The organism is Providencia sp. NPDC089933 (assembly GCF_049545585.1).
Taxonomy (GTDB): domain Bacteria; phylum Pseudomonadota; class Gammaproteobacteria; order Enterobacterales; family Enterobacteriaceae; genus Providencia; species Providencia huashanensis.
This window is the reverse complement of sequence record NZ_JBMWDT010000007.1, coordinates 172,992-196,785: the sequence shown is the minus strand read 5'-3', so window position 1 is coordinate 196,785 and position 23,794 is coordinate 172,992. Positions and strand designations below refer to the sequence as shown.

Annotated in this window: 26 protein-coding genes and 1 tRNA gene; 12 read left to right on the top strand and 15 right to left on the bottom strand. The window is 39.5% G+C overall.

The window, feature by feature from the left end:
* The first annotated feature begins 147 nt into the window (after positions 1-147).
* From ACPEH5_RS12075 to ACPEH5_RS12065, 3 genes are all read left to right on the top strand, one after another.
* Positions 148-1,056: an EamA family transporter gene (locus ACPEH5_RS12075; protein WP_042846373.1), complete on the top strand. Its 909-nt coding sequence runs from the start codon at positions 148-150 to the stop codon at positions 1,054-1,056.
* 361 nt (positions 1,057-1,417) lie between these two features.
* Positions 1,418-3,511 (top strand): pyruvate/proton symporter CstA, encoded by a 2,094-nt coding sequence (gene cstA, locus ACPEH5_RS12070; protein ID WP_094301223.1) that lies wholly within the window; start codon positions 1,418-1,420, stop codon positions 3,509-3,511.
* Between the two features lie 121 nt (positions 3,512-3,632).
* Positions 3,633-3,830 carry a YbdD/YjiX family protein gene (locus ACPEH5_RS12065; protein ID WP_004258665.1) on the top strand — a complete coding sequence of 66 codons (198 nt, stop codon included), beginning with the start codon at positions 3,633-3,635 and terminating at the stop codon, positions 3,828-3,830.
* An 84-nt stretch (positions 3,831-3,914) separates the two neighbouring features.
* Here the strand turns inward: ACPEH5_RS12065 and efp are convergent, their stop codons facing one another.
* Positions 3,915-4,481 carry an elongation factor P gene (gene efp / locus ACPEH5_RS12060; RefSeq protein ID WP_042846375.1) on the bottom strand — a complete coding sequence of 189 codons (567 nt, stop codon included), beginning with the start codon at positions 4,479-4,481 and terminating at the stop codon, positions 3,915-3,917.
* 43 nt (positions 4,482-4,524) lie between these two features.
* Here efp and epmB point away from each other — a divergent pair, with 43 nt between their 5' ends.
* On the top strand, positions 4,525-5,553 hold the full coding sequence (epmB, locus tag ACPEH5_RS12055; RefSeq protein WP_042846377.1) for an EF-P beta-lysylation protein EpmB: 1,029 nt from the start codon (positions 4,525-4,527) through the stop codon (positions 5,551-5,553).
* 47 nt (positions 5,554-5,600) lie between these two features.
* Here the strand turns inward: epmB and ACPEH5_RS12050 are convergent, their stop codons facing one another.
* The 4 genes from ACPEH5_RS12050 to ACPEH5_RS12035 all read right to left on the bottom strand — a co-directional run bounded on the left by ACPEH5_RS12050 (position 5,601) and on the right by ACPEH5_RS12035 (position 9,055).
* Positions 5,601-5,945: a DUF4156 domain-containing protein gene (locus ACPEH5_RS12050; protein ID WP_042846381.1), complete on the bottom strand. Its 345-nt coding sequence runs from the start codon at positions 5,943-5,945 to the stop codon at positions 5,601-5,603.
* A gap of 442 nt (positions 5,946-6,387) precedes the next feature.
* Positions 6,388-8,031, bottom strand: a complete 1,644-nt coding sequence (gene groL / locus ACPEH5_RS12045; protein ID WP_166686600.1) for a chaperonin GroEL — start codon at positions 8,029-8,031, stop codon at positions 6,388-6,390.
* A 51-nt stretch (positions 8,032-8,082) separates the two neighbouring features.
* The gene (locus ACPEH5_RS12040) at positions 8,083-8,376 is read right to left on the bottom strand and encodes a co-chaperone GroES (RefSeq protein WP_042846384.1); all 294 of its coding nucleotides are present in this window, start codon (positions 8,374-8,376) and stop codon (positions 8,083-8,085) included.
* A 163-nt stretch (positions 8,377-8,539) separates the two neighbouring features.
* Complete coding sequence (locus tag ACPEH5_RS12035) at positions 8,540-9,055, bottom strand: FxsA family protein (protein ID WP_048606085.1); 516 nt, start codon at positions 9,053-9,055, stop codon at positions 8,540-8,542.
* A 440-nt stretch (positions 9,056-9,495) separates the two neighbouring features.
* Here ACPEH5_RS12035 and aspA point away from each other — a divergent pair, with 440 nt between their 5' ends.
* From aspA to ACPEH5_RS12010, 5 genes are all read left to right on the top strand, one after another.
* On the top strand, positions 9,496-10,920 hold the full coding sequence (aspA, locus tag ACPEH5_RS12030; RefSeq protein WP_042846386.1) for an aspartate ammonia-lyase: 1,425 nt from the start codon (positions 9,496-9,498) through the stop codon (positions 10,918-10,920).
* Between the two features lie 144 nt (positions 10,921-11,064).
* Positions 11,065-12,387: an anaerobic C4-dicarboxylate transporter gene (locus ACPEH5_RS12025; RefSeq protein WP_048606083.1), complete on the top strand. Its 1,323-nt coding sequence runs from the start codon at positions 11,065-11,067 to the stop codon at positions 12,385-12,387.
* A 673-nt stretch (positions 12,388-13,060) separates the two neighbouring features.
* A complete protein-coding gene (locus ACPEH5_RS12020) occupies positions 13,061-13,354 on the top strand; it encodes a helix-turn-helix domain-containing protein (protein WP_042846388.1) in 294 nt (97 codons plus the stop codon).
* 273 nt (positions 13,355-13,627) lie between these two features.
* Entirely contained in the window at positions 13,628-14,200 is a 573-nt protein-coding gene (gene dicD / locus ACPEH5_RS12015; RefSeq protein WP_409076827.1) for a division control transcriptional repressor DicD, read from the top strand.
* 126 nt (positions 14,201-14,326) lie between these two features.
* Positions 14,327-14,402 (top strand) — tRNA-Phe (locus ACPEH5_RS12010).
* A gap of 214 nt (positions 14,403-14,616) precedes the next feature.
* On the opposite strand, the gene ACPEH5_RS12005 is transcribed toward ACPEH5_RS12010, so the two are convergent.
* Together ACPEH5_RS12005 and ACPEH5_RS12000 are read right to left on the bottom strand one after the other, a co-directional pair.
* Positions 14,617-15,069: a hypothetical protein gene (locus ACPEH5_RS12005; protein WP_281110731.1), complete on the bottom strand. Its 453-nt coding sequence runs from the start codon at positions 15,067-15,069 to the stop codon at positions 14,617-14,619.
* Positions 15,070-15,095: 26 nt separating this feature from the next.
* Positions 15,096-15,974 carry an extracellular solute-binding protein gene (locus ACPEH5_RS12000; RefSeq protein WP_281110730.1) on the bottom strand — a complete coding sequence of 293 codons (879 nt, stop codon included), beginning with the start codon at positions 15,972-15,974 and terminating at the stop codon, positions 15,096-15,098.
* Between the two features lie 201 nt (positions 15,975-16,175).
* On the opposite strand from ACPEH5_RS12000, the gene ACPEH5_RS11995 reads away from it, so the two are divergent.
* Positions 16,176-16,493, top strand: coding sequence for an MGMT family protein (locus ACPEH5_RS11995; protein ID WP_281110729.1), 318 nt, complete (start codon positions 16,176-16,178; stop codon positions 16,491-16,493).
* 147 nt (positions 16,494-16,640) lie between these two features.
* Here ACPEH5_RS11995 and ACPEH5_RS11990 read toward each other — a convergent pair whose 3' ends face one another.
* The gene (locus ACPEH5_RS11990; RefSeq protein WP_042845449.1) at positions 16,641-18,212 is read right to left on the bottom strand and encodes an AbgT family transporter; all 1,572 of its coding nucleotides are present in this window, start codon (positions 18,210-18,212) and stop codon (positions 16,641-16,643) included.
* Between the two features lie 457 nt (positions 18,213-18,669).
* Here ACPEH5_RS11990 and ACPEH5_RS11985 point away from each other — a divergent pair, with 457 nt between their 5' ends.
* Positions 18,670-19,050, top strand: coding sequence for a DUF1992 domain-containing protein (locus tag ACPEH5_RS11985; RefSeq protein WP_166686598.1), 381 nt, complete (start codon positions 18,670-18,672; stop codon positions 19,048-19,050).
* Positions 19,051-19,242: 192 nt separating this feature from the next.
* Positions 19,243-19,650 (top strand): DUF2628 domain-containing protein, encoded by a 408-nt coding sequence (locus ACPEH5_RS11980; protein WP_048606024.1) that lies wholly within the window; start codon positions 19,243-19,245, stop codon positions 19,648-19,650.
* Between the two features lie 101 nt (positions 19,651-19,751).
* On the opposite strand, the gene ACPEH5_RS11975 is transcribed toward ACPEH5_RS11980, so the two are convergent.
* The 7 genes from ACPEH5_RS11975 to ACPEH5_RS11945 form a co-directional block, all read right to left on the bottom strand.
* Positions 19,752-20,453 carry an AraC family transcriptional regulator gene (locus ACPEH5_RS11975; RefSeq protein ID WP_281110728.1) on the bottom strand — a complete coding sequence of 234 codons (702 nt, stop codon included), beginning with the start codon at positions 20,451-20,453 and terminating at the stop codon, positions 19,752-19,754.
* 177 nt (positions 20,454-20,630) lie between these two features.
* Complete coding sequence (locus tag ACPEH5_RS11970; RefSeq protein ID WP_042845453.1) at positions 20,631-20,966, bottom strand: tRNA-binding protein; 336 nt, start codon at positions 20,964-20,966, stop codon at positions 20,631-20,633.
* A gap of 205 nt (positions 20,967-21,171) precedes the next feature.
* On the bottom strand, positions 21,172-21,498 hold the full coding sequence (locus ACPEH5_RS11965) for a DMT family transporter (protein ID WP_042845455.1): 327 nt from the start codon (positions 21,496-21,498) through the stop codon (positions 21,172-21,174).
* 21 nt (positions 21,499-21,519) lie between these two features.
* Positions 21,520-21,936, bottom strand: coding sequence for a DMT family transporter (locus ACPEH5_RS11960; protein WP_042845457.1), 417 nt, complete (start codon positions 21,934-21,936; stop codon positions 21,520-21,522).
* Positions 21,937-21,998: 62 nt separating this feature from the next.
* Entirely contained in the window at positions 21,999-22,688 is a 690-nt protein-coding gene (locus ACPEH5_RS11955; RefSeq protein ID WP_042845458.1) for a hypothetical protein, read from the bottom strand.
* Positions 22,689-22,702: 14 nt separating this feature from the next.
* Positions 22,703-23,347: a phosphate propanoyltransferase gene (gene pduL / locus ACPEH5_RS11950; protein WP_048606020.1), complete on the bottom strand. Its 645-nt coding sequence runs from the start codon at positions 23,345-23,347 to the stop codon at positions 22,703-22,705.
* Positions 23,344-23,781: a BMC domain-containing protein gene (locus ACPEH5_RS11945; RefSeq protein WP_042845463.1), complete on the bottom strand. Its 438-nt coding sequence runs from the start codon at positions 23,779-23,781 to the stop codon at positions 23,344-23,346. The genes pduL and ACPEH5_RS11945 overlap by 4 nt, the downstream gene beginning before the upstream one ends.
* Positions 23,782-23,794 lie beyond the last annotated feature (13 nt).

Here is a 23,794-nt window from a genome sequence, read left to right as displayed (position 1 = left end):
CACGAAAAATAACAAATAAGCGCAAATCAACCATAAAATTCAACATTTTTATACCGTTTTTTATTATTAAGCATCATAACCATCGCACTCAAAATTATACACATGTAAAGTAGATGTTTAATCTGGCAAGTTAATCGAGAAAATAGCATGAGTCTCAGAGACATCTTACTCGCCCTTTGTGTGGTGGTTATTTGGGGTGTTAACTTCGTTATCATTAAACTCGGCGTTACCGCACTTCCGCCGTTATTATTAGGTGCATTACGCTTCATGTTTGTGGCCTTCCCTGCTATTTTTATTTTTAAGCGCCCCAAAATTCCGCTCAAATTATTACTTCTCTATGGACTTACCATCAGCTTCGGTCAATTTGCCTTCTTATTTTGCGCGATTAGAGTGGGTATGCCTGCGGGTATAACCTCTGTCATATTGCAATCCCAAGCTTTCTTTACCCTATTACTTGGCGCAATAATTTTAAAAGAATCATTGCAACCGACTCACTTCATCGGCATGTTTATTGCCATAATAGGGTTAACCATATTAGCCAATGGGGCAACCGCTGGTGGATTAGATGATATACCGCTACTTGGGCTAGCCTTTACACTGATCGCGGGGCTTTCTTGGGCTTGCGGTAACATTACTAATAGGATCATTATGCAACATAAAGGGGCTGAAAAATGCAGTGCCTTGTCCTTAGTAAGTTGGAGCGCGCTAATCCCTATTATTCCATTCTTAATAAGTTCTTGGGTTTTAGAAGGGGAAGATGCCATCGTAGACGGACTTACTGGTTTTAATTGGTCCATATTTGGCGTTATTTTATATCTTGCTTATTTATCTACTTTTGTTGGCTATGGGCTATGGGGGATCTTACTTGGCCGCTATGAAGCGTGGCGAGTTGCGCCATTCTCTTTGCTCGTTCCTGTATTTGGTTTAAGCAGTAGTGCTTTATTCCTTGATGAACATATTAATGGCATACAAATCGCCGGGCTTATTTTAATTATGTTTGGCTTAATTATAACGCTTTTTGGTAAAAAAATTATTCTCAGCCTAAGGCATGCTTAAAGTAGCCGATTTAATTACCGAGAGTTTTATCTTTCGGTAATTAAATCCCCCCTCATAAAGCATTTTATTTCTGACTATTATTTAGTTCAAAAATCCACACTAAATAAAACTTATGGTTTAATTAAAAAAAATAGCAAGTCTTTAGCTTAAAATCCGATAAAATCCAGTCGCTAATGATAAATTAGTGAAGCTCACTGCAATTATAGAATTGTTCTCACAATTTCCAATAGGTGTCTCGTTTTAGCTACTTTTCCTTTAACTTAAATTAGCTATATCTTCCTTGTTCTACTTAAATAAATAGTAATTAAGTAACATTTAAATAGATAACAAAGCGCTGTTAACTGAATAAATGGGGATGGCTATGGGTAAACAATTAATTTGGATTGTACTCGCTTTACTTGGTGCATTTTCACTAGGTTATATTGCCTTAAATCGCGGTGAACAGATCAATGCTCTGTGGATTGTTGTTGCTGCAGTATGTATTTATCTCATTGCATACCGCTACTACGGGCTATTTATTGCGAAAAAAGTATTACAAGTCGATTCAACACGTATGACGCCTGCAATTCGTCATAATGATGGGCTCGACTACGTACCAACAGATAAAAAAGTATTATTTGGTCACCATTTTGCCGCTATTGCTGGAGCAGGCCCTCTTGTTGGTCCGGTTCTTGCTGCCCAAATGGGGTACTTACCGGGTATGCTCTGGTTGTTAGCAGGAGTAGTACTGGCAGGGGCTGTACAAGACTTTATGGTGTTATTTGTTTCGACGCGACGAGATGGGCGCTCTCTTGGAGAGCTAGTTAAGGAAGAAATGGGTAATACAGCAGGTGTGCTGGCATTAATTGCATGCTTTATGATCATGGTGATTATCTTAGCGGTACTGGCCATGATTGTCGTTAAAGCGCTAACCCATAGCCCATGGGGAACTTACACTGTTGCTTTCACTATCCCATTAGCCATTTTCATGGGGATTTATACTCGTTATATCCGTCCTGGTCGTATTGGCGAAGTATCGATTATTGGGTTAATTTTCCTTGTCTTTGCCATCATTTCTGGAGGGTGGGTTGCTGAAAGTGAAACGTGGGCACCTTATTTTGATTATACTGGTGTCCAATTAACGTGGATGTTAGTGGGGTATGGCTTTGTTGCTGCGGTACTTCCTGTTTGGTTACTCCTTGCTCCACGAGACTACCTTTCTACCTTCTTAAAAATCGGTACTATTATTGGCCTTGCTATTGGTATTTTGATTTTAAATCCTAATCTACAAATGCCATCACTAACGAAATATATTGATGGTACAGGCCCCGTTTGGGCAGGGGATTTGTTCCCATTCTTATTTATCACTATTGCCTGTGGTGCTGTTTCTGGCTTCCATGCGCTGATTTCTTCAGGCACAACGCCGAAAATGTTAGCAAATGAAAACCAAGCCTGCTTTATCGGTTACGGCGGTATGTTAATGGAATCATTTGTTGCCATCATGGCGCTAGTCGCAGCTTGTGTGATTGACCCAGGTGTGTATTTTGCCATGAATAGTCCAATGGCAATGTTAGCCCCCGCCGGTACACAAGATGTTGTTGCCTCTGCGGCTCAAGTTGTAAGTAGTTGGGGTTTCCAAATTACGCCTGAGCAGTTAAATACAATAGCTCATGAAGTCGGTGAGAGCAGTATTATCTCACGGGCAGGAGGAGCACCGACGCTTGCTGTCGGAATGGCCTATATTTTACACGGTGCACTTGGTGGGTTGATGAATGTCGCCTTCTGGTACCACTTTGCTATTTTATTTGAGGCGTTATTTATTTTAACTGCAGTTGATGCAGGAACACGTGCCGCACGTTTTATGCTGCAAGACTTGCTTGGGGTGGTGTCACCGTCACTAAAACGAACAGACTCACTGCCTGCAAACTTAATAGCAACCGCACTATGCGTACTGGCATGGGGATATTTCCTGCATCAAGGTGTTGTCGACCCTCTGGGCGGGATTAACACACTATGGCCACTATTCGGTATCGCAAACCAAATGCTAGCAGGTATGGCATTAATGCTCTGTGCTGTGGTACTGTTCAAAATGAAGCGTCAACGATACGCATGGGTTGCATTGATACCAACAGCTTGGTTATTGATTTGTACTATGACAGCTGGTTGGGAAAAAACCTTTAGTGAAGATGCTCGTGTTGGCTTCTTAGCTGTTGCAAATAAATTCCAAGCAATGATTGATAGTGGAAATATTCCAGTTCAGTACACCGAATCTCAACTCACGCAGTTGATTTTCAATAACCGTTTAGACGCTGGCTTAACTATTTTCTTTATGATTGTTGTGGTATTACTAGCTCTTTTCTCCATCCGCACTGCGTTGAAGGCCTTAAAATCTGACCAACCAACTGCGAATGAAGTACCCTACGAGCCAATGCCAGCCAACTATGAAGAAATCGTGGCAAATACACGACATCATTAATACACCGGAGATTGAGAGTTGAGCAGTTTTGTTTTAAATATTTAGTTTTTAAGTATTTATCAAGATTCACTCTCTTTCTCCAAAATAATTGAAGCTACAACACAAAATATGACGAGGATTTATGTTTGGAGAACTGGGAAAAGCAGCCCGCTACCTCGGCCAAGCGGCAAAAATGATGGTTGGCGTCCCTGACTATGACAACTATGTTGCTCACATGCAAAAAACGCATCCTGATCAAACGCCAATGACCTATGAAGAGTTTTTCAAAGAACGTCAAGACGCACGCTATGGTGGTAAAGGTGGGTTTAAGTGCTGTTAGCGACTTAAAATAGACAAAAAAGCCGGGGTCAGTTCACATCGACCACGGCTTTTTATTTTTAGCGATTCCGTATAGGATACGCTATTATTTTACGCGTGAAACGTATTCGCCTGAGCGAGTATCGACACGGATAACTTCACCGATCTGAACAAACAGCGGAACCTTAACAACTGCGCCAGTGCTCAGTGTCGCTGGTTTACCACCTGTACCAGCAGTATCACCTTTCAAGCCTGGGTCAGTATCGGTAATTTCTAACTCAACAAAGTTAGGTGGAGTTACCGCGATAGGACGACCGTCCCACAAAGTTAAAATACACTCTGCTTGGTCAACTAACCATTTGGCGTTATCGCCAACGGTTTTTTCGTCTGCTGCTAATTGTTCGAAAGTTTCGTTGTTCATGAAATGCCAGAACTCACCATCGGTATATAGGTAAGTTAAGTTCATATCCATGACATCAGCACCTTCAACGGAGTCAGTAGACTTAAATGTTTTTTCCAACAGCTTGTTAGAAATCAGTTTACGGATACGCACACGTGCAAATGCTTGACCTTTACCTGGTTTTACGAATTCACTTTCTAAAACGACACAAGGCTCGCCATCTAACATGATTTTAAGACCTGAGCGGAATTCATTGGTACTATAAGTAGCCATGGTGATCCTCTAATTTATAAACTAAAAATGGCATAGCCAAAAAATGGTCGATATTGTAACTCAAAATACCTCATCCAGAGAAGTCTGGATACAACAACTTGCTGAAGCAATCACTAATCCAGATGAATTGCTGCAAATGCTTAACTTAGAAAACCACCTTTTTTCGAAAGAAGGCAATGAAGCGCGTAAATTATTTCCTTTGCGTGTGCCAATGCCGTTTATCTCGCGGATGAAAAAAGGCGATCCACTAGACCCTCTGTTATTGCAAGTATTAACGGCAAAAGCAGAGTTTGATATACATCCAGGTTTTTCTACAGACCCGCTAGAAGAGCAAGATAACGCAATTCCCAGTTTGCTGCATAAATACCACAACCGCGCATTACTGCTGGTAAAAGGTGGTTGCGCAGTCAACTGTCGCTACTGTTTTCGCCGGCATTTTCCTTATGAAGATAACAAAGGAAATAAAAATAACTGGTTGATGGCTGTGGATTATATAAAAAACCACACCGAACTCAATGAAATCATCTTCTCAGGTGGTGACCCACTAATGGCAAAAGACCATGAACTCGACTGGTTAATTAGCCAACTAGAGGCAATCCCACATATAAAACGCCTTAGAATTCATACTCGTTTACCCGTTGTTATTCCAGAACGTATTACCGACACACTATGCAACAGACTTGCGCGTTCGCGGCTTCAAGTGATTATGGTTACACATATTAACCATGCAAATGAAATTGATAAACCATTAACTGCCGCCATGTTTAAACTAAAGTCATCAGGTGTTACCTTACTGAATCAAAGCGTATTATTACGCCAAGTTAATGACAATGTAAGCGCATTAGCTAATTTAAGTAATGCCTTATTTGACGCAGGGATTTTACCTTATTACTTACATGTATTGGATAAAGTCCAAGGAGCAGCACACTTTTTAGTCAGTGATTTAGAAGCTCGACAATTAATACAGCAGTTATTAAGTCAGGTATCCGGATACCTCGTACCAAAATTGGCACGGGAAATTGGCGGAGAGCCAAGCAAAACATTGCTTGACCTAAATTTAAGGCAGATTTAAAAAGCAAAACGCCCAAATTACTGTAATTTGGGCGCTATGAAATCATATTAGGGACATTTATATACTTGGCCAACCATTTTGCTATCTAGCGGAATAAAGCTAGATAATACTGTTTCACTTGGACTTGTTGCGCCAAAAATAACATTACCACCCATTGCAGCAGCTTTATTTCGCAAGTCATTCGCAGCACTGCGCATTGAGCTGGATTCATTATTCACACCGCTCAACCAGTTGCTTTGTGTCCCTGCAACCTGCCCCAGAAGCTGGCAATCACTTCCTGGTTGATTCTCAACAAAACGAACTTGTGAGCCTGCCGCAGTCAAATTAGTTGTTGTAGAACAACCCGCTAAAAGCAGTAATGCAGCAGCACCAATCAAGACTTTAATTCGCATGTTTTCCCTCATTTTTCATTGTGTTTTTTTTGCAACTGGTTTGAAAATCGTTTTAGTCCCAATACCATATTGATAGCAATATATCATGAAATATCTAGGAGGTGATTAACATACTGCGTCAAAATTACCGTGTAAATACCACAGTTCACCAGCCAAATAGAGTCTATCACAAAACAATCAAGACAACCGCCCTGTTGTTTATTTCTTCAAACCATTTTGCCTTACGCTAAATATAACCTTTTGATGGACCTTTACGCAAAAATAAATGGCATTTAACATTAATTTATATCCACCTAATGGCTGCTCCCATTTTGAGTTAATAACTGTAGCGTCATTTAAGAAGCAATAAAAAAACCGGCACCGCTAGTTAAACTAACGGTGCCGGTCTTATATCGGCTAGTAACAACCAACTAAGTTAGCTGTTACCTAAGCTTGATGTCTTTTACATCATGCCGCCCATTCCACCCATGCCGCCCATACCAGCAGCACCTAAGTCAGGTGCATCTGATTTTGGCAGTTCAGTGATCATCGCTTCTGTCGTGATCATTAAACCTGCGATAGATGCTGCAAATTGCAGAGCAGAACGCGTTACTTTAGTTGGGTCTAAGATACCCATATCGATCATATCGCCGTATGCATCAGTCGCTGCGTTATAACCTTCGTTGCCTTGGCCTGATTTAACTTTATTCACGACAACAGAGGCTTCTTCGCCTGCGTTAGTCACGATTTGGCGCATAGGTGATTCCATTGCGCGCAGAGCAACACGGATACCCACGGTTTGATCTTCGTTGTCGCCTTTTAAACCTTCCAGTTTAGCAGCAACACGAACCAGTGCAGTACCACCACCAGCTACAACACCTTCTTCAACAGCTGCGCGAGTTGCATGCAGAGCATCGTCAACGCGAGCACGTTTTTCTTTCATTTCAACTTCAGTTGCTGCACCAACTTTAATAACAGCAACACCGCCTGCTAATTTAGCAACACGCTCTTGTAATTTTTCACGGTCATAATCAGAAGAAGACTCTTCGATTTGCTGACGAATTTGAGCAACACGGGCTGAAATCGTCGCTTCATCACCAACACCATCAATAATGGTTGTAGTATCTTTGTTGATAACAATGCGTTTTGCTTGACCTAAGTCTTCTAACGTTGCTTTTTCTAGCTCCATACCGATCTCTTCAGAGATAACAGTACCGTTAGTCAGAACAGCGATATCCTGTAGCATTGCTTTACGACGATCACCAAAGCCAGGAGCTTTAACAGCCGCAACTTTAACAATACCACGCATCGTGTTGACAACTAGTGTTGCCAGCGCTTCGCCTTCAACATCTTCTGCAATAATTAACAGTGGTTTGCTAGCTTTAGCTACGCCTTCTAATACAGGCAGTAATTCACGGATGTTAGAAACTTTTTTATCAACTAATAAAATAAATGGGTTTTCTAACTCAACAGCACCTGTTTCTGGTTTGTTGATGAAATAAGGGGACAGGTAACCGCGGTCAAACTGCATACCTTCAACCACATCCAATTCATCTTCTAGGCCTGTACCTTCTTCAACAGTGATAACGCCTTCTTTACCGACTTTATCCATTGCTTCTGCGATCAGTTTACCCACGGTTTCGTCGGAGTTTGCAGAAATAGTACCAACCTGTGCGATTGATTTAGAGTCTGAACATGGAACAGAAAGTGTTTTCAGCTCTTCAACTGCAGCAATAACGGCTTTATCGATACCACGTTTAAGATCCATTGGGTTCATACCCGCTGCAACGGCTTTTAAACCTTCAGTGATGATAGCTTGAGCCAAAACTGTTGCTGTAGTTGTACCGTCACCCGCAGCATCGTTAGCTTTAGAGGCAACTTCTTTCACCATCTGTGCACCCATGTTTTCGAATTTATCTTCTAATTCGATTTCACGTGCTACAGAAACACCATCTTTGGTGATAACTGGTGAGCCGAAAGATTTATCTAAAACTACATTACGGCCTTTAGGACCTAAAGTTACTTTTACTGCATCTGCCAGAACATTCACACCACGAAGCATTTTCGTACGTGCATCACTACCAAATTTAACGTCTTTAGCTGCCATTATCTCTTTCCTTCAAATTCTTTTCGTTAGTTGAGAAGTTTTAAGTGAAAATTACGCTTCAACAATTGCCAGAATGTCACTTTCAGACATGATCAGGACTTCTTCATTGTCGATTTTTTCAGCTTTCACACCATAACCGTCGTTAAAAATCACGATATCACCAACTTTCACATCCAGTGCTTTGATTTCACCATTTTCTAGGATGCGACCGTTGCCTACAGCAAGTACTTCACCACGAGTTGATTTAGCTGCAGCAGTACCAGTCAGAACGATCCCGCCAGCAGATTTTGATTCAACTTCTTTACGTTTAACGATAACACGGTCATGCAATGGACGAATTTTCATTAATAGTTCTCCTATAAATAAAGTCCACACTAGGTAAAAGGACGATACCAGTATGTCTCAAATAAACTAGTACCATGTTTGAGCAGATTGGGGCGAAACAGAGGGACTTCAAGGGGGGAGATAAAAAATTTTTCATTTTTATCTCCCTACAAAAAGAATGGATTTACGACTTGGGGCGGTCGTCTTTATCAGATGAGTCCGTTTTATCTGAGTTATCAATTGTAAAAGAAGGGTCATCTTGTTTACGTTGGAATTCCCCCTCAAAAGTGTCTCCATTTTGGTATTTCCCGCCCCCCGTTTGGCCAAAACCATTCCCCGGTTGATAAAAACGGATGTGAGGAATTAAACGCATTACAATGAGTTTTTGAATTGGCGGAAGTAACAACAATAAACCAATGAAGTCAGTAAAAAAGCCTGGAACGATAAGTAAAAAGCCAGCTAAAACCAACGCAACACTTTTGATCATTTCTGCTGCGGGACTTTCACCTGACACTAATTTTTGTTGGATTTGCAGTACATTTTTCATGCCTTGGTTCTTGACGAGTGAAACACCTAGACAAGAAGTTAGAACAACTAAAATCAAAGTCATTAATACGCCAACTTCGGACGCAACTCGCACAAAAATGACAGATTCAATGTAAACGAGAATACCTATCAGAATGAGTGGTAACCAGCGCACAAGTTCTCCTTTATTTCAATAAGCTATCAACTATTTTACGCCCCTTGGAAAACCTTTGTGAACTGTATCTAAGAGACAACTATCAATATTCGCTTTTTTCTTTAGTATAGCCATAATAATTGGGGCAGATATAACGCTTTTCAACTCACAGATTTTTCTCATTAATGATACTTATCTGTGATGAATGTCACACAACGTAAAATCTGTTGCATAAATCAAACTATATAGTGATCTAGGTTCAAGGCAGTACATGATTAAAAGCTTATCATCTACCCATAAATCAGTAGATCATAATGCTGACAACGTAGTAGTTGGTGTTAATCGCTTGTGAAGTTTTATTTCACAATATTAATCACCTGTGAATTTTGCTTTACGATATATTACTTTTTTTGCAAGCGCATAAACGGACAGTAAACTGTAATCTAATTAAGAAGGTTCTCATGTCAAACAATACTCGTATCGAAGAAGACCTGTTAGGTAAAAAAGAAGTTCCAGCTGATGCCTATTATGGTGTTCATACTCTGCGTGCGATTGAAAACTTTTATATCAGCGACCGCACTATTAACGATGTCCCAGAATTTATTCGAGGCATGGTTATGGTCAAAAAAGCGGCAGCTTTAGCCAATAAAGAACTGAAAACTATCCCACGTAATATCGCGGATACTATCATTAAAGCCTGTGATGTTGTATTAAATGAAGGCAAATGTATGGATCAGTTCCCTGTTGACGTATTCCAAGGTGGTGCGGGCACATCACTCAATATGAATACCAACGAAGTTCTGGCAAATATCGGTTTAGAACTGATGGGCCATAAAAAAGGGGAATATGATTATTTAAACCCGAATGATCACCTTAATAAAAGCCAGTCAACTAACGATGCTTACCCTACAGGGTTCCGTATCGCAGTATATAACTCTGTACTGAAATTAATTGATTCTGTTGAATACCTGAAAAAAGGCTTTGAAGCTAAAGCTGAAGAATATAAAGACATTCTGAAAATGGGCCGTACCCAATTGCAGGATGCTGTTCCAATGACCGTCGGTCAAGAGTTCCATGCTTTCGCGACTCTTTTAAAAGAAGAAGAGAAAAATCTAAAACGTAGCATCGAATTACTGCTCGAAGTTAACTTAGGTGCAACTGCTATCGGTACTGGTCTGAATACCGCACCGGGCTATTCAGAAATAGCTGTTAAAAAATTAGCAGAGGTCACAGGCTTAGCTTGTGTACCAGCAGAAGACTTAATCGAAGCAACTTCAGACTGTGGTGCTTATATCACTGTACATGCAGGCCTAAAACGTCTGGCGATGAAACTGTCTAAGATTTGTAACGACTTACGTCTACTGTCTTCTGGGCCTCGTGCAGGTCTTAAAGAAATCAACTTACCTGAGTTACAAGCTGGTTCTTCTATCATGCCAGCAAAAGTTAACCCTGTTATCCCTGAAGTTGTTAACCAAGCTTGTTTCAAAGTCATCGGTAATGATATTTGCGTGACTATGGCTGCAGAAGCAGGTCAATTACAATTAAACGTAATGGAACCTGCAATCGGTCAAGCTATGTTCGAATCGATTTCCCTGATGAACAACGCCTGTCGTAATCTGCAAGAAAAATGCATTAGCGGCATTACAGTGAACAAAGAGATCTGTGAAGCGTTTGTATTTAACTCCATCGGTATCGTCACTTACCTGAACCCATTCATTGGTCACCATAATGGTGATATCGTCGGTAAGATTTGCGCAGAAACAGGTAAGAGCGTACGTGAAGTTGTTCTTGAACGTGGTTTACTAACAGAAGCTGAGCTGGATGATATTTTCTCTGTTGAGAACTTAAAACACCCTGCTTATAAAGCAAAACGTTTTGATGACTAAAAATTTATGTTTATCATAAATAATACTTAAAAATAAAGGCACGCCTCTCACCAGAAAGCGTGCCTTTTTTGATTCATACACACACAAAAAATTAACATAACAGTTTCATAATTTTAATTTTCATTTTGTCGAGGAGTAAACACTATGTTAGCCGTAGAATTTATTATTGTTCTGCTGGCCATCTTTTTGGGGGCCCGTTTAGGTGGGATAGGTATCGGCTTTGCCGGTGGCCTTGGGGTACTGGTACTCGCTGCAATTGGCGTGAAACCGGGTACGATTCCATTTGACGTTATCTCAATCATCATGGCTGTTATCGCCGCTATCTCAGCAATGCAAATTGCAGGGGGTTTAGATTACTTAGTTGCCCAAACAGAAAAATTACTGCGCCGCAACCCAAAATACATCACCATACTTGCCCCAATCGTCACCTATTTTCTGACCCTTTTTGCAGGAACTGGTAATATTTCTTTAGCGACATTACCTGTTATTGCAGAAGTCGCAAAAGAGCAAGGTGTTAAACCCTGTCGTCCACTTTCAACCGCGGTTGTTGCGGCACAGATTGGTATCACTGCATCACCAATTTCAGCCGCAGTGGTTTACATGGCATCAGTCATGGAAAACCCAGCAATGGTTGGCGCAGGAAATACTGTAAGTTATATCACGCTGCTGAGTATTTTATTACCGGCCACCTTCCTCGCTATCATTTTAATGTCATTCATCATTTCTTGGACATTTAATTCCAAGTTGTCTGATGACCCTATTTATCAAAAACGTTTAGCAGAAGGATTAGTCGAATTACGTGGAAGCCAAGTAAAAGAAATCAAAGCGGGTGCTAAATCTTCCGTCTTGTTATTCTTGTTTGGTGTTATCGGCGTTGTTTGTTATGCCATCATCAATAGCCCTAGCCTTGGTATTGTTGAAACACCATTAATGAACACCACTAACGCAATTTTAATTATCATGCTAACAGTGGCAACATTAATTACTGTACTATGCCGTGTAAACACCGATGCAATCTTGAATTCAAGTACCTTTAAAGCGGGTATGAGTGCATGTATTTGTATCTTAGGTGTGGCGTGGTTAGGTGATACTTTCGTACAGCACAACATTGACTGGATCAAAGCAACTGCAGGTGACTTAATCCACGAACATTCATGGATGTTAGCGGTAATTTTCTTCTTCTGCTCTGCACTACTTTATTCACAAGCTGCAACAGCAAAAGCACTGATGCCAATGGCATTAGCCTTGAATGTAAGCCCATTAACCGCTATTGCGTCATTCTCTGCGGTATCTGGTTTATTCATTCTACCAACTTACCCAACTCTGGTTGCTGCGGTACAAATGGATGACACAGGGACAACACGCATTGGCCGTTTCGTCTTTAACCACCCATTCTTCATCCCAGGCACTATTGGTGTTGCATTAGCCGTTTCATTCGGCTTCCTGTTTGGTGGTATGATCCTGTAGTTTTACTAATCATAATTAAATACACTTAAAACCCGTTGCGATTTGCGCGGGTTTTTTATATCTATACACAACAGTATGTTATTCTCTCTTATCAAAATAAAGTTACATACGTGACTATAAAAATAATAGGTCTCTTATAGGTTATCTATTATTTTTATTTAATATGTATAAAAACAATACCAATATACATATTTAAAGTGCATTACCCTCTTATTTTAGTCGTTAAAATAAAAACTAATTATAATAATTTTACTGGCGTTACATTTATATTAATACTCTCAATATAAGTGTAACAAACAATGACTGATTACATAAAATGATAAATAAAAAAGACATTTTTACGCTAATTTAGCTATAAAATTAAACGCTAAAAATAAAGATAAAATAAAAACAAATCAAAAGTTAACTCCAAGAAAATTAAAAATCACAAAACTAAACACCAATAAATCCATATCCCGCACTCATATACCGTGTATTGAATATAGAAATAACCTATTGAATCATTAAAACCAATTCGCCATAAATATTGGTAATAACTAATTAATCCTAGTTAAATAGACCGCGGAATTTATTACGATTACCTTTTATTAACCATCATCGTAATAGACGATAACAAAGAATATTTTTGATAATTAAATAGTGTACTATTTGTATCTATTTATTTGGAGGAGGAATGTTAAACGCTCAACGAAATGAAAATACTAATGTGACTATTTATATTGGAACATATTTAAAGCACCGCAGAAAAGCGGTTGGCTTAACGGGGGCGCAGTTAGCTTCCCGCTTAAATATTAGTCAACAGCAAGTTTCTCGTTATGAAAGAGGCAAAAATTCCATTACTATTCAAGGTCTTTTGGATATTTTACAAGCTCTTGAACTAAGAAAACACGATATAGATGATTTTATGAAAAATATTTTTCAGTTCTATTATATCGATGCTGCACTAGAAGCTAAGTTGATTAACTAATGTTTTAATATAAATTAAAAACAATCAGTCAATATCAGGGGGGTTCTCCCCCTCCTGTTGCCCACTTTTTCAGTTTATTTGCTCTCTTCTAATCGACTAAATCATTCCCCCTCATAAGCCCTAGCCATAACATGTGGGCGACTCACATTCTTAAGGCTGTATTATCTATTTTTCTCAATTGGTTGGGGGTAAAACAAACAGCTATAATTCAGAATTGAACATTGTTATGATGGGAGAAAATCAGACTTTACTGTGATGGAGTTAACAATGCCTATCCAACGTGACACTATTCTAAGTCATGCTTTAAACCAACTTGAAATCCAGGGTTTATCTGCATCCACAGAAAATTTACTGCATGAAATTGAATCTGATTTCTCTACTATACGCCAATTTTGGCCCGACGATGAAGCGCTTGTTTATGATTGCCTACGCTATCATGGTCAGCAAATTGAAGTGTGGCAGCGCCAAACACTCCTAGATGAATCATTAAACCCTCAGCAGAAGCTTATGGCCCGTTACCAGCAGTTATCCGAGAAAGTCCGTGAAGGGCGTTTCCCTGGCTGCTTGTTCATCTCTGCTTGTAATTATTACCCTGAATCAGAGCACCCTATTCACCAACTTAGCCGTCTGCAAAAAGAGAATTCCTTTAAATTTACCAAAGATTTGTTAGATGAGCTTGATATAGAGGACTCTGAGCTGGTTGCCAACCAAATGGAATTAGTACTAGAGGGTTGCTTGAACCGCTTGTTAGTTCAGCGAGATATTCAAGATGTTGAAATTGCTCAGCACTTATCCGAAGACATTTTAGCCATTGCTTTATGTCGTAAAAAAGGCGCCTTAAGTTAAAAAACCAACAACCGTTTATTAAACACACATCTTTTGCTGAAAAAGAAAACACTCAGTCGAAAAATATGTTTTTTTTATAAAAACTCATTGACGTAAACGGCCTAATACGGTTTAATGCGCCCCGTTGCCCGGATAGCTCAGTCGGTAGAGCAGGGGATTGAAAATCCCCGTGTCCTTGGTTCGATTCCGAGTCCGGGCACCACTTTCACTTCTACAGTGGTTCCCTCAAAAAAAGCAATTTCCTTATAAACATTTAAAATTCCCTCACATACTGTTCGTCAAACTCAACGAGACCTTACACCTGAACAAGCCGCAGAAAAACTAAGAATTGTCAGCGATATTCACTATAAAAACTAATTTTTAGCTGACCACTACAAAACGATAAAATAGCTCACATAGTTTGTGGGCTATTTTATTTATAGTGCTTTTAGCCCTTGATTTATCTTCTGAATTGTTTCAGGGATACTCATCAGCCCATCTAATGCATTTATAACCCCACCACCGATGATATTTTCAGCTTTACGAAGGTTAAACGCTGTACCGTCTGGCATAGTGGATTCACGGACCCCTGTTTTGATTTCATTATACGAAAGTGATAGCCAAGGATAACGCTGCCTAATTTCCTGCATGTAAATAAAATTGCGCTGAATGGTATTCCCACCGAGCATCAGAATATGATCCTGAATAACGTCAGAATAAAGCCAACGATAGAAGCATTCCACCAACTCTGATTTTTCGCTACAGCGTGACATACCTAAAACCCCACCACCTATTTGAGGCTTTCCGCCGGGCACTTGGGCATATCCGATACTATTGGACATCGGGCTGTGAGCTACATCATTGAATAAATTCATGTATGCAATATTCATCGCGAGATCGCCTGATTCAAACCGCGCTATTGATTCCCCCACCATTCACTGTTGATCCTGTCAGAAAATGAAAGCTGATGGATGTACTCAGCTAACACTTTTTCTGCAATCGGTGGAGATAGGCTAGGAGTAGAACTAGAATCAATCAAACAGCCTCCCGCGGCATAATACCGCAGTAAGTATTCTGATGAAATTATCCCAGCACTCCCTGTCGTTGAAGATGAACCATAGGGTTTATGTTCATTTCCGGCTTCTCTATGCGCGTAAAAAAATCGGCTTATTCTATCGTAGTCTTCAAAAGTGGTAGGCACTTTTAATTCTTTTCCTGTCGATTCAAAATACATCCGCTTTGTAATAGGGTCTTCAAACAGGTCTTTACGATAAAACAGGAGCTGTACACTTGCATCAAATGGCATTGCATAGGCTATATTGTTGACTAAGCAAAATCGACTCTGCTTTTGCTCAGTGAATTTCGATTGCAAATCAGTGAGTCCACCTCCGATGGCATTTAGAGGAACAAGTGTTCGCTCTGCAAACCAAGGGAAACAAGCCACATCCACACGCAATAAATCGTAATAGGGGTGTTCATCGATAGTGTCTAGGATGTTATATATCTCTCCGTAAGGGCGGACAGACATATTAACGTGAATATCTGTTTGAGCAAAAAAATTGGGAAGCAACTTTTGTAGTGCAGTTGTTGATGGGCTGGGTAATGTTAATAAATTAAGGGTAGCTATTCGTGCAATCTCATGCGCTCTAACTTCACCTGTATAAACTCTGTTACTGGTATTAGGGAACCTTTGCTCTGGCTTCAGGTTTACCTCTTCAGCTCGAAATAAACGAGTCGCCACATCTTGGCCAGGCTGAGCAAAATTCATAGGAAAACAGTAAAGCCCAGTGATCATTGGGGGTGTACTACCTGTTAAGATTAGGTCTCTTTATAGAATCACATTCTCTAGGGCTTCTATCCCGCCCTTAATACTTATCCAACGCTTTACCTAAGTTTGGGTCATATTTGCCATTAAAACCTGTTTAGAACAGAATAATGGCTAGTATCATCTTATAAGTTAGGTTAACAAACACTCATCGTAATTGAGACCATAACCATGAACAATGCACCATCTTTTCGAGACATCATTTATAGCCTCATAGGAAGCATCCCTAAAGGTAGGGTCGTGACTTACGGAACGCTGGCGAAAATGGCGGGTTACCCAGCCCATGTACGCCAAGTTTGCCAAGCAATTCGAACCATTCCGGCGGGCAGTACTTTACCTTGCCACCGTATCATTAATGGTCAGGGGAAATTATCCGTTAAGGGCGAGTGCTATCTGCGCCATAAACAAGCACTGATAGATGAAAGTATTATTTTTGGTTTGAACGATAAGATAAAATTGAAAGACTATTTATGGGAAGGGCTTGATTAATTCCTAAATAAAAACCTACACGCTGAAATTCACATCCTCCTCACCATAAACTGACTGAACTGGCTAAGCCAAACGCGTATTGTAGCCTATCGCTTAAAAGTAAAAAGGTATAACCCTCTTTAAGACAGGTTATACCTAATAAAAAAACTAACTACCCGGAGTAAAATAAATTGGGGAGCCCGGTCCGACTGGAATACCTAATACAAATACCCAGACTATGAAGAATATTGACCATCCGATAAAAAAGATAATAGAGTATGGCAACATCATTGAAACCAATGTCCCTATACCTGCATCCTTTTTATATTTCACGACAATCGCCATAATCAACCCAAAATAGCTCATCATTGGGGTGATAATATTAGTGACTGAGTCCCCAATACGATATGCCGCTTGGATAGTTTCTGGCGCATAACCCGCCAACATCAACATCGGTACGAAGATAGGCGCAGTAACAGCCCATTGAGCGGATGCAGAGCCAATCATTAAGTTAATAAATGCACAGATAAGAATAAAGCCAATAAATAGAACACCACCGTGAAGGTCGATACTATTTAAGAAGTTAGCACCTTTAACCGCAATAACTTGCCCAATGTTTGTCCAGCCAAAGAAAGCGACGAATTGTGCTGCAAAGAAAATAATAACAAGGTATAAACCAAGTGTACTCATTGCCCCTGCCATTGCGTCAACAATATCCTTATCTGAGCGCATGGTTTTGGCAATATAGCCGTACACAATCCCTGGAACCGCGAAAAAAACAAAGATAAAGACCACAATTCCTTTCAAGAAAGGAGAGTTACTAACTAACCCAGTATCTTGGTTACGTAATATTCCGTTTTCTGGTACTACCATTAACGCCAGAATCGCCGCCAATCCCCAAAAAGTCACAGAGGCCCAAAATAATGCTTTTTTCTCTAGTGGGGTGACATTTGCCGAAGCATAGAGGCTATTTTCATCCTCATCAACCGCACCACCGGTATAGGGACCGAGTTGCGGCTCAACAATTTTTTCAGTGATCAAATAACCTAAAATAGTAATTAAAAACGTACTGGCAAACATAAAGTACCAGTTTGCTTCTGCACCCACGATATACGTTGGGTCAATGATTTGTGCAGCCTGCTGAGTGATACCAGAAAGTAACGGGTCAACTGTACCCAATAATAAGTTTGCTGAATAGCCGCCTGAAACCCCAGCAAATGCAGCAGCAAGACCCGCTAAAGGGTGACGACCTAATGAATGGAAAATAATGGCAGCCAGTGGAATAAGAACCACATAGCCCAACTCTGCAGCGGTGTTTGACATGATCCCGGCAAACACAATCGCCATAGTGGTTAATTTTCGTGGAGCTTTGGTCACAACTAAGCGCATAGCGGCAGATAGTAAGCCTGCCCGTTCTGCAATCCCAACCCCTAATAGTGCGACAAGCACCGTCCCTAATGGTGCAAACCCTGTAAAGTTTGTGACAACATTGGCAATAATTTTTCGGATCCCTTCGGCATCCAATAGACTCACAATGTGAATAATACCATCTTCCGCGCGCCCTTTTGCGCCTTCTGGACGAGGATCAACCACACTGACACCAAAGTACTGACCAATTGCTGAAGAAACTAATAAAATGGCAATCAAAATAATAAATAAAATAACGGGATGTGGTAAAGCATTACCTAACCACTCTACCGTTCGCAAAAAACGGCTTCCCTCTTGCTTTTTTTGTTCCATATTTTCTCCTTATAAACAAGAAAAACGGACATTACACAATGTTTTTCTTTTTTGCTATTTACAAATAGATAATTGCAAATCAACAAAATTTATACAAATTAGACATAAGATTCATAAAAATCAGGAGTGCAATCACTTAATCAGCCATTAAAACTATTAATTTAATTAAACTAGAGATATAGAACCAAAGAAAGCCTCGTAAATTAATTTCTATAAATGTGCTCAACATAACAATTTACACATTATTAATAACCATTTTTCATCATTTATCACTAAATATATATCAATTTTTAGCAGTTTTATTTTATATAAATAGTTAAACCTCCATTTATCAATACTCGATAAAACCTTATTGATTATTCGTAATAACAACGCTAATGAAGCATAATATACCAGCCTTCATTCAGCGAATATGAAAGGCTATAATGGTATAAAATCAATTTTCGGGGTCACTATTATGTCAGTTATCGATCTTTGGGCTGAACGCCATATTCAAGAAGCGTTAAACAAAGGTGAACTATCGAGTTTAAAGGGAGAAGGTCAGCCGTTGCAGCTTGAAGATGATAGTTTGGTTCCACCAGAGCTTAAGGCTGGGTATCGGCTCTTGAAAAATTCGGGGTATTTACCCCCAGAATTACAGCAAAGAAAAGATGCTCTGACATTAAGTAATATGTTGCAAAGTCTTTCAACCGACGACCCCAATTATTCAAGCATTAGCAAACAATTTGCTTTACTTGAATTAAAACTTAGACAAGCCAATGTAAATACTGACTTCTTGCATGGTAATTACTCAAACTCTATTTCTGAGAAAATAACCAATAATTCAGAAACAAAGTAACTTTACGTAAATAGATTAGTAAATAGCCACTAGCCTTTTATCTTCTTAATATCTTTTCTATTTATAGCTTCTGCATACTGTATTAAGAAAGCTCTGCAATAGTCATATTAAGACTATTTCCCACTGTTTTTATATAAACATATAAGTATTATCAATCCCTATTTTATATTATATATCAACAAGGAATGGGAAATGGAACAAAAACAATACTCTAATAAATGGCAAAAACGTTTCGACTTTTTTGAAAAGTATGGCTCACCGAGTACACCTGAATTTAAAACTGCATTAAAAGCAGCGTCCTTTGGCGAGCGCCTTTTAATTAACATGAATTTTTTTGCTTTTTTCTTCGGTATTATTTACTTCCTAATATTAGGGCTTTGGAAGAAAGGTCTGGTGATGCTTGGTATTTCTATAGCGATAGGCCTTGTCTTAAATATTATTGATTTTATGGTAGGTGGAACTATCCCTAATGGTGCTTATACTGGGTTATCGGTAGGTATTTCAGTGATGTGGGCGATGGTTGCTAACTATGCTTACTATATTAAAGAAACTAAAGGGCTAGATGGTTGGAACCCATTCGAAGGGATACGCATGGTATAGCGGCAGAAAAATAAAATGGCGGCTTAAAAGTAGCTAATTTTTATCATCGTATTGTGATAATTCGATTTCTAAATAGTTAACCTAAGCCGCTGAGTCGTAACCTACCGTAAGTGAAATTTCTGTATACGATATTCATTCGGCGTTTTACCATAAAATTTACGAAATGCATGACTAAATGCGGAATGTGAATCATAGCCGACTGTTAATGCGATTTGTTCTATCGGAATATTTGTTAGCAATAAGCTCCCCACAGCTTCCATCCGTTTATGTAATAAAAACTGCATCGCCGTTAATTGTGTTTCAGCCTTTATTTTGCGTTGGAGCGTACTTATCGACATACAAAAAGCTGTCGCCATATCTTCACAGCTAATAGGGTGATGTAAGCGTAGTTCAACCCACTGAGAAACTTCATCAATCCATTTATTTTCAGGCTTTAGTTGAGCCAATAATAAGCGGGCAACCGTAAAATTATGTTCAGGTGCTTGCGGGAAACTTTGCAACCAATTCAAAAGACCGACAGCGGCAGGAGTCAAAGTGAACTGCGTCATTTTCTCACTCAATGCCCACTGAGCTGTGGCGGGCATTTCTAATACATAATTTTGATTGCCGACTTGCCCACTAAAAGCGTGATTAACACTTGGCGGGATCACTACTCCATTGCCTGCATTAAGTAAAAAATGTTGGCGATGCATATTGATTTCCATTTGCCCAGATAACGACAAAACGACTTGCCACTGCCCATCATGTTGATGAGAAATGACTTCGTCTGAATATTGGCGAAAATGAAGTTCAGGCAATAGCAAAAGATCACACTCCTACTGATACAGATGATAGTAGTATAACCTTTTTACTGATAAATGGCAGCGATGGCGCCGACTACGCTAGGCCGCAAGCAAACGAGCCCCTAGGGGCATACAAAAGTATGTGACTAGGGCGAGTGAGCGAAGCCAACAACACGATAATACAAAGAATGACGAGCATTATGCTAAAAGCGCACCATTCGGTAGAGGCAGGTTAAATTCTGCAAGAACAATCGCCCCTGTTTCATCCGGTGCACCCGTGATTAATACCTCGGATTTGATCCCTGCTATCCGTTTCACCTCAAAATTACAAACACATAGCACCTGCTTACCAATCAAATCTTCTGGTGTATAGTTGACGGTAATTTGTGCGCTGGAACGTTTAATTCCCAACTCGCCTAAATCCACGTCCATTACGTAAGCTGGCTTTTTAGCTTTACTATTCACTTCGGCACGAATAATCGTACCGACTCGCATTTCTACCCGAGTAAAATCATCCCACTCAATAATTTGCATAAATCTATTCCTGAATTAATTCACTTATCTTCTGTAAAGTAACATAGAACGGATTTAGCTTTTTATCGCTAGGCAATCATTTTATGTTGTAGAAGCATCAATAGCTTCGGTTACTTAAAAAAAAGCCCTCACACTAAAATGAAGGCAACGTAATGAGCAAAATAATAATAAAGTTCTGAGAGTAGCAATTAAACTAATGTATTAATTACATAGTGGAGAATGTATTCATAATTATCCCGCCAGAGATAATTAACCCCATCGCAAAGACAGCAGGAAAATCAGGCTTTTGTTTATATAACACCATAGAAACTAACGTTACACCGACAATCCCAAACCCACACCATAATGAGTAAGCGACTCCGACAGGGATATACCCCATTGCGCGAGTCAATGCAAAATAGCATAAGCAATATGCAATAATGACTAATACTGAAGGCCCCAACTTACTAAAGCTGTTGGTCTTTTTAATCATGGATGTGCCTGTTATTTCTGAGCCAATAGAAAGCGCTAACCATAAAAATCCAGTAAACATAATATTCCCCTTAAATTTAAATTAGTGAGCTGCTTTATTTTTTGCTGATAATAATGAAGCTTCAGCTTTAGGCTCTTCGGCTTCTTCATCAGAACCCATTTTGGAAAATAGATTCATAATTACAATACCACTTGCTATTACAGCCATGCCTATCATTGCGGCAGTATCTGGATGCTGACCATAAAATAACATGCCAAGAGTAGAAACCATTAATATCCCTGTTCCTGACCATGTTGCATAAGCTAAACCCACCGGAATATATTTAACAGCGCGAGAAAGTGAATAATAACAAATAACATACAGTACGACGATTAATGCCAATAATAACGATTTTGTCATTCCTTCACTATTATCAAACATTTTTAGCGTTGATGTTGCTGAGGTTTCAGAAATAATAACCGCCAACATCCAAAGCCATGATTTTGCTTTAGGGGACATAGATAATACTCCTACAATAAATAGAAAATTAAGATGATTTTTAATACGCTAAATTTATTTTATTATTTCAATGATTTTAAATAATCAATTGCAGAATCTGTTAATTTATTTTCATTCGCGCAATACCCCCTAGGGTTATTCATTACTTCTTTTAAAGTAATATAGCGACTTGGAGTTTCATTAGTTATTTCAGGTTTTAAATATTTAGAAATATCATGAGTTAGTAACTTTTTTTCAATTTCATTTAATGGAAAAAACTGAATACCTAAGTTAATTGCTTTACTGATATTTTCTTTAATAAGATGATTATAATTTTCATTTTTATTTAAACCTAAGATATGGCTTAATTCACTTTCTGGGCAGCAATGGTATTTCAATGCCAATATAGGAATATTTTGTGATAGTGCGTGTAAAGTTAATTCACTTTCCTCACTAACAAATAAACCACTGGCAATTTCACCGACAACTTTTGCATCAATAAAAGGTAAAAATAGGCAGCTATAGCGGCTTAACTTATTTATTGATAACGTATTTTTGTCTATAACATGTCCTAGCTCAGCCCATTTCTCCATATTCGAAGACTGAAGCATTGATGCGGTGGCATAAAAGGAAAAACAAACAGAATCTAGCTGCGCTAACCTTTGGTAAATAGCTTGCTGATAGCCCTCAACCGGTGATAACACAACCAAAACTTGTCGTTTTAACTGACGTAAAACTTGTTGCACAATTTGCTCGATCAGTTTTTCGTTCATTTTGCCACCGTTCCTTAACCCGCAATAAATACGCTATCGTTATTACGTAAACCCGCAGCATTCGCTTCATCTGTATCAATATGAAATTCAAGAGAAAACCGCTCATCCACTCTCACGATAACCTCATCAAATACTAAGCTACGCTCACCCTCAGTACGGATATTTACCTTTTGCCCATTCACCACATTGAGTGACCTCGCATCCATCACACTCATATGAATATGACGCTGAGCACAAATAACTTGCGACTCAAGGTTGACGTGCCCAGCAGGGCCGATCAATAAAGCGTTACCTGAGCCCGTTAAATCTCCTGACTCTCTCACTGGCGCTTTAATACCCAGTGCAAAACAATCCGCTTTGGACACTTCAAGTTGCGTTTTTGGGCGAACAGGCCCTAAGACTCTCACTTTGCTTATCGACCCTTTTGGCCCAACCACCATGACACATTCCTTGGCTGCAAATTGCCCTGGCTGCTTTAAATCTTTGAATGGTGTCAGTTGATATCCTTGACCAAACAACGCTTCAACATCTTGCTGTGACAGGTGAACATGACGATTTGAAATACCGACAGGAATTGCAATGTTCGGTTGTATTCCTTGAGCAAAGCTATTGGTTGAAAGACGGGATAAAATTTTGCCCATCAACTGCTCATTAATCATGATTTTTTACCTTTGCGTAGGTCATTTTTGGTCTCTTTTACACTGGTATCCTCTTTTACTTCAGGCGCAGTATGTTGAGGTTTTGCTTCAACCGTTTCACTTTCTGATGAACTTTGTCCTTTTTCTGTCTTTTCAATGCTTTTTTCTAATTCACCCTTTTTACTTTTCACCGTTAACAATTTAGCCGTCACACTTTCTTCTGGGCGAGCAATCACTAATGAGCCGACAAGCAGTTGGCTATTCGCTATCACGTCAATGCCATGATCAACCGCAGTGCGAACTGCACTAATTTCACCTTGAAAACAAACTGATACCAACCCAGAACCTATTTTCCGATAACCTATAATTTCTACACTAGCGGCTTTACATGCTGCATCTGCGGCTTGTATGGCGGATGTCAGCCCCCGAGTTTCAATCACACCTAAACTTTTCATCTGTCTCTCCTAC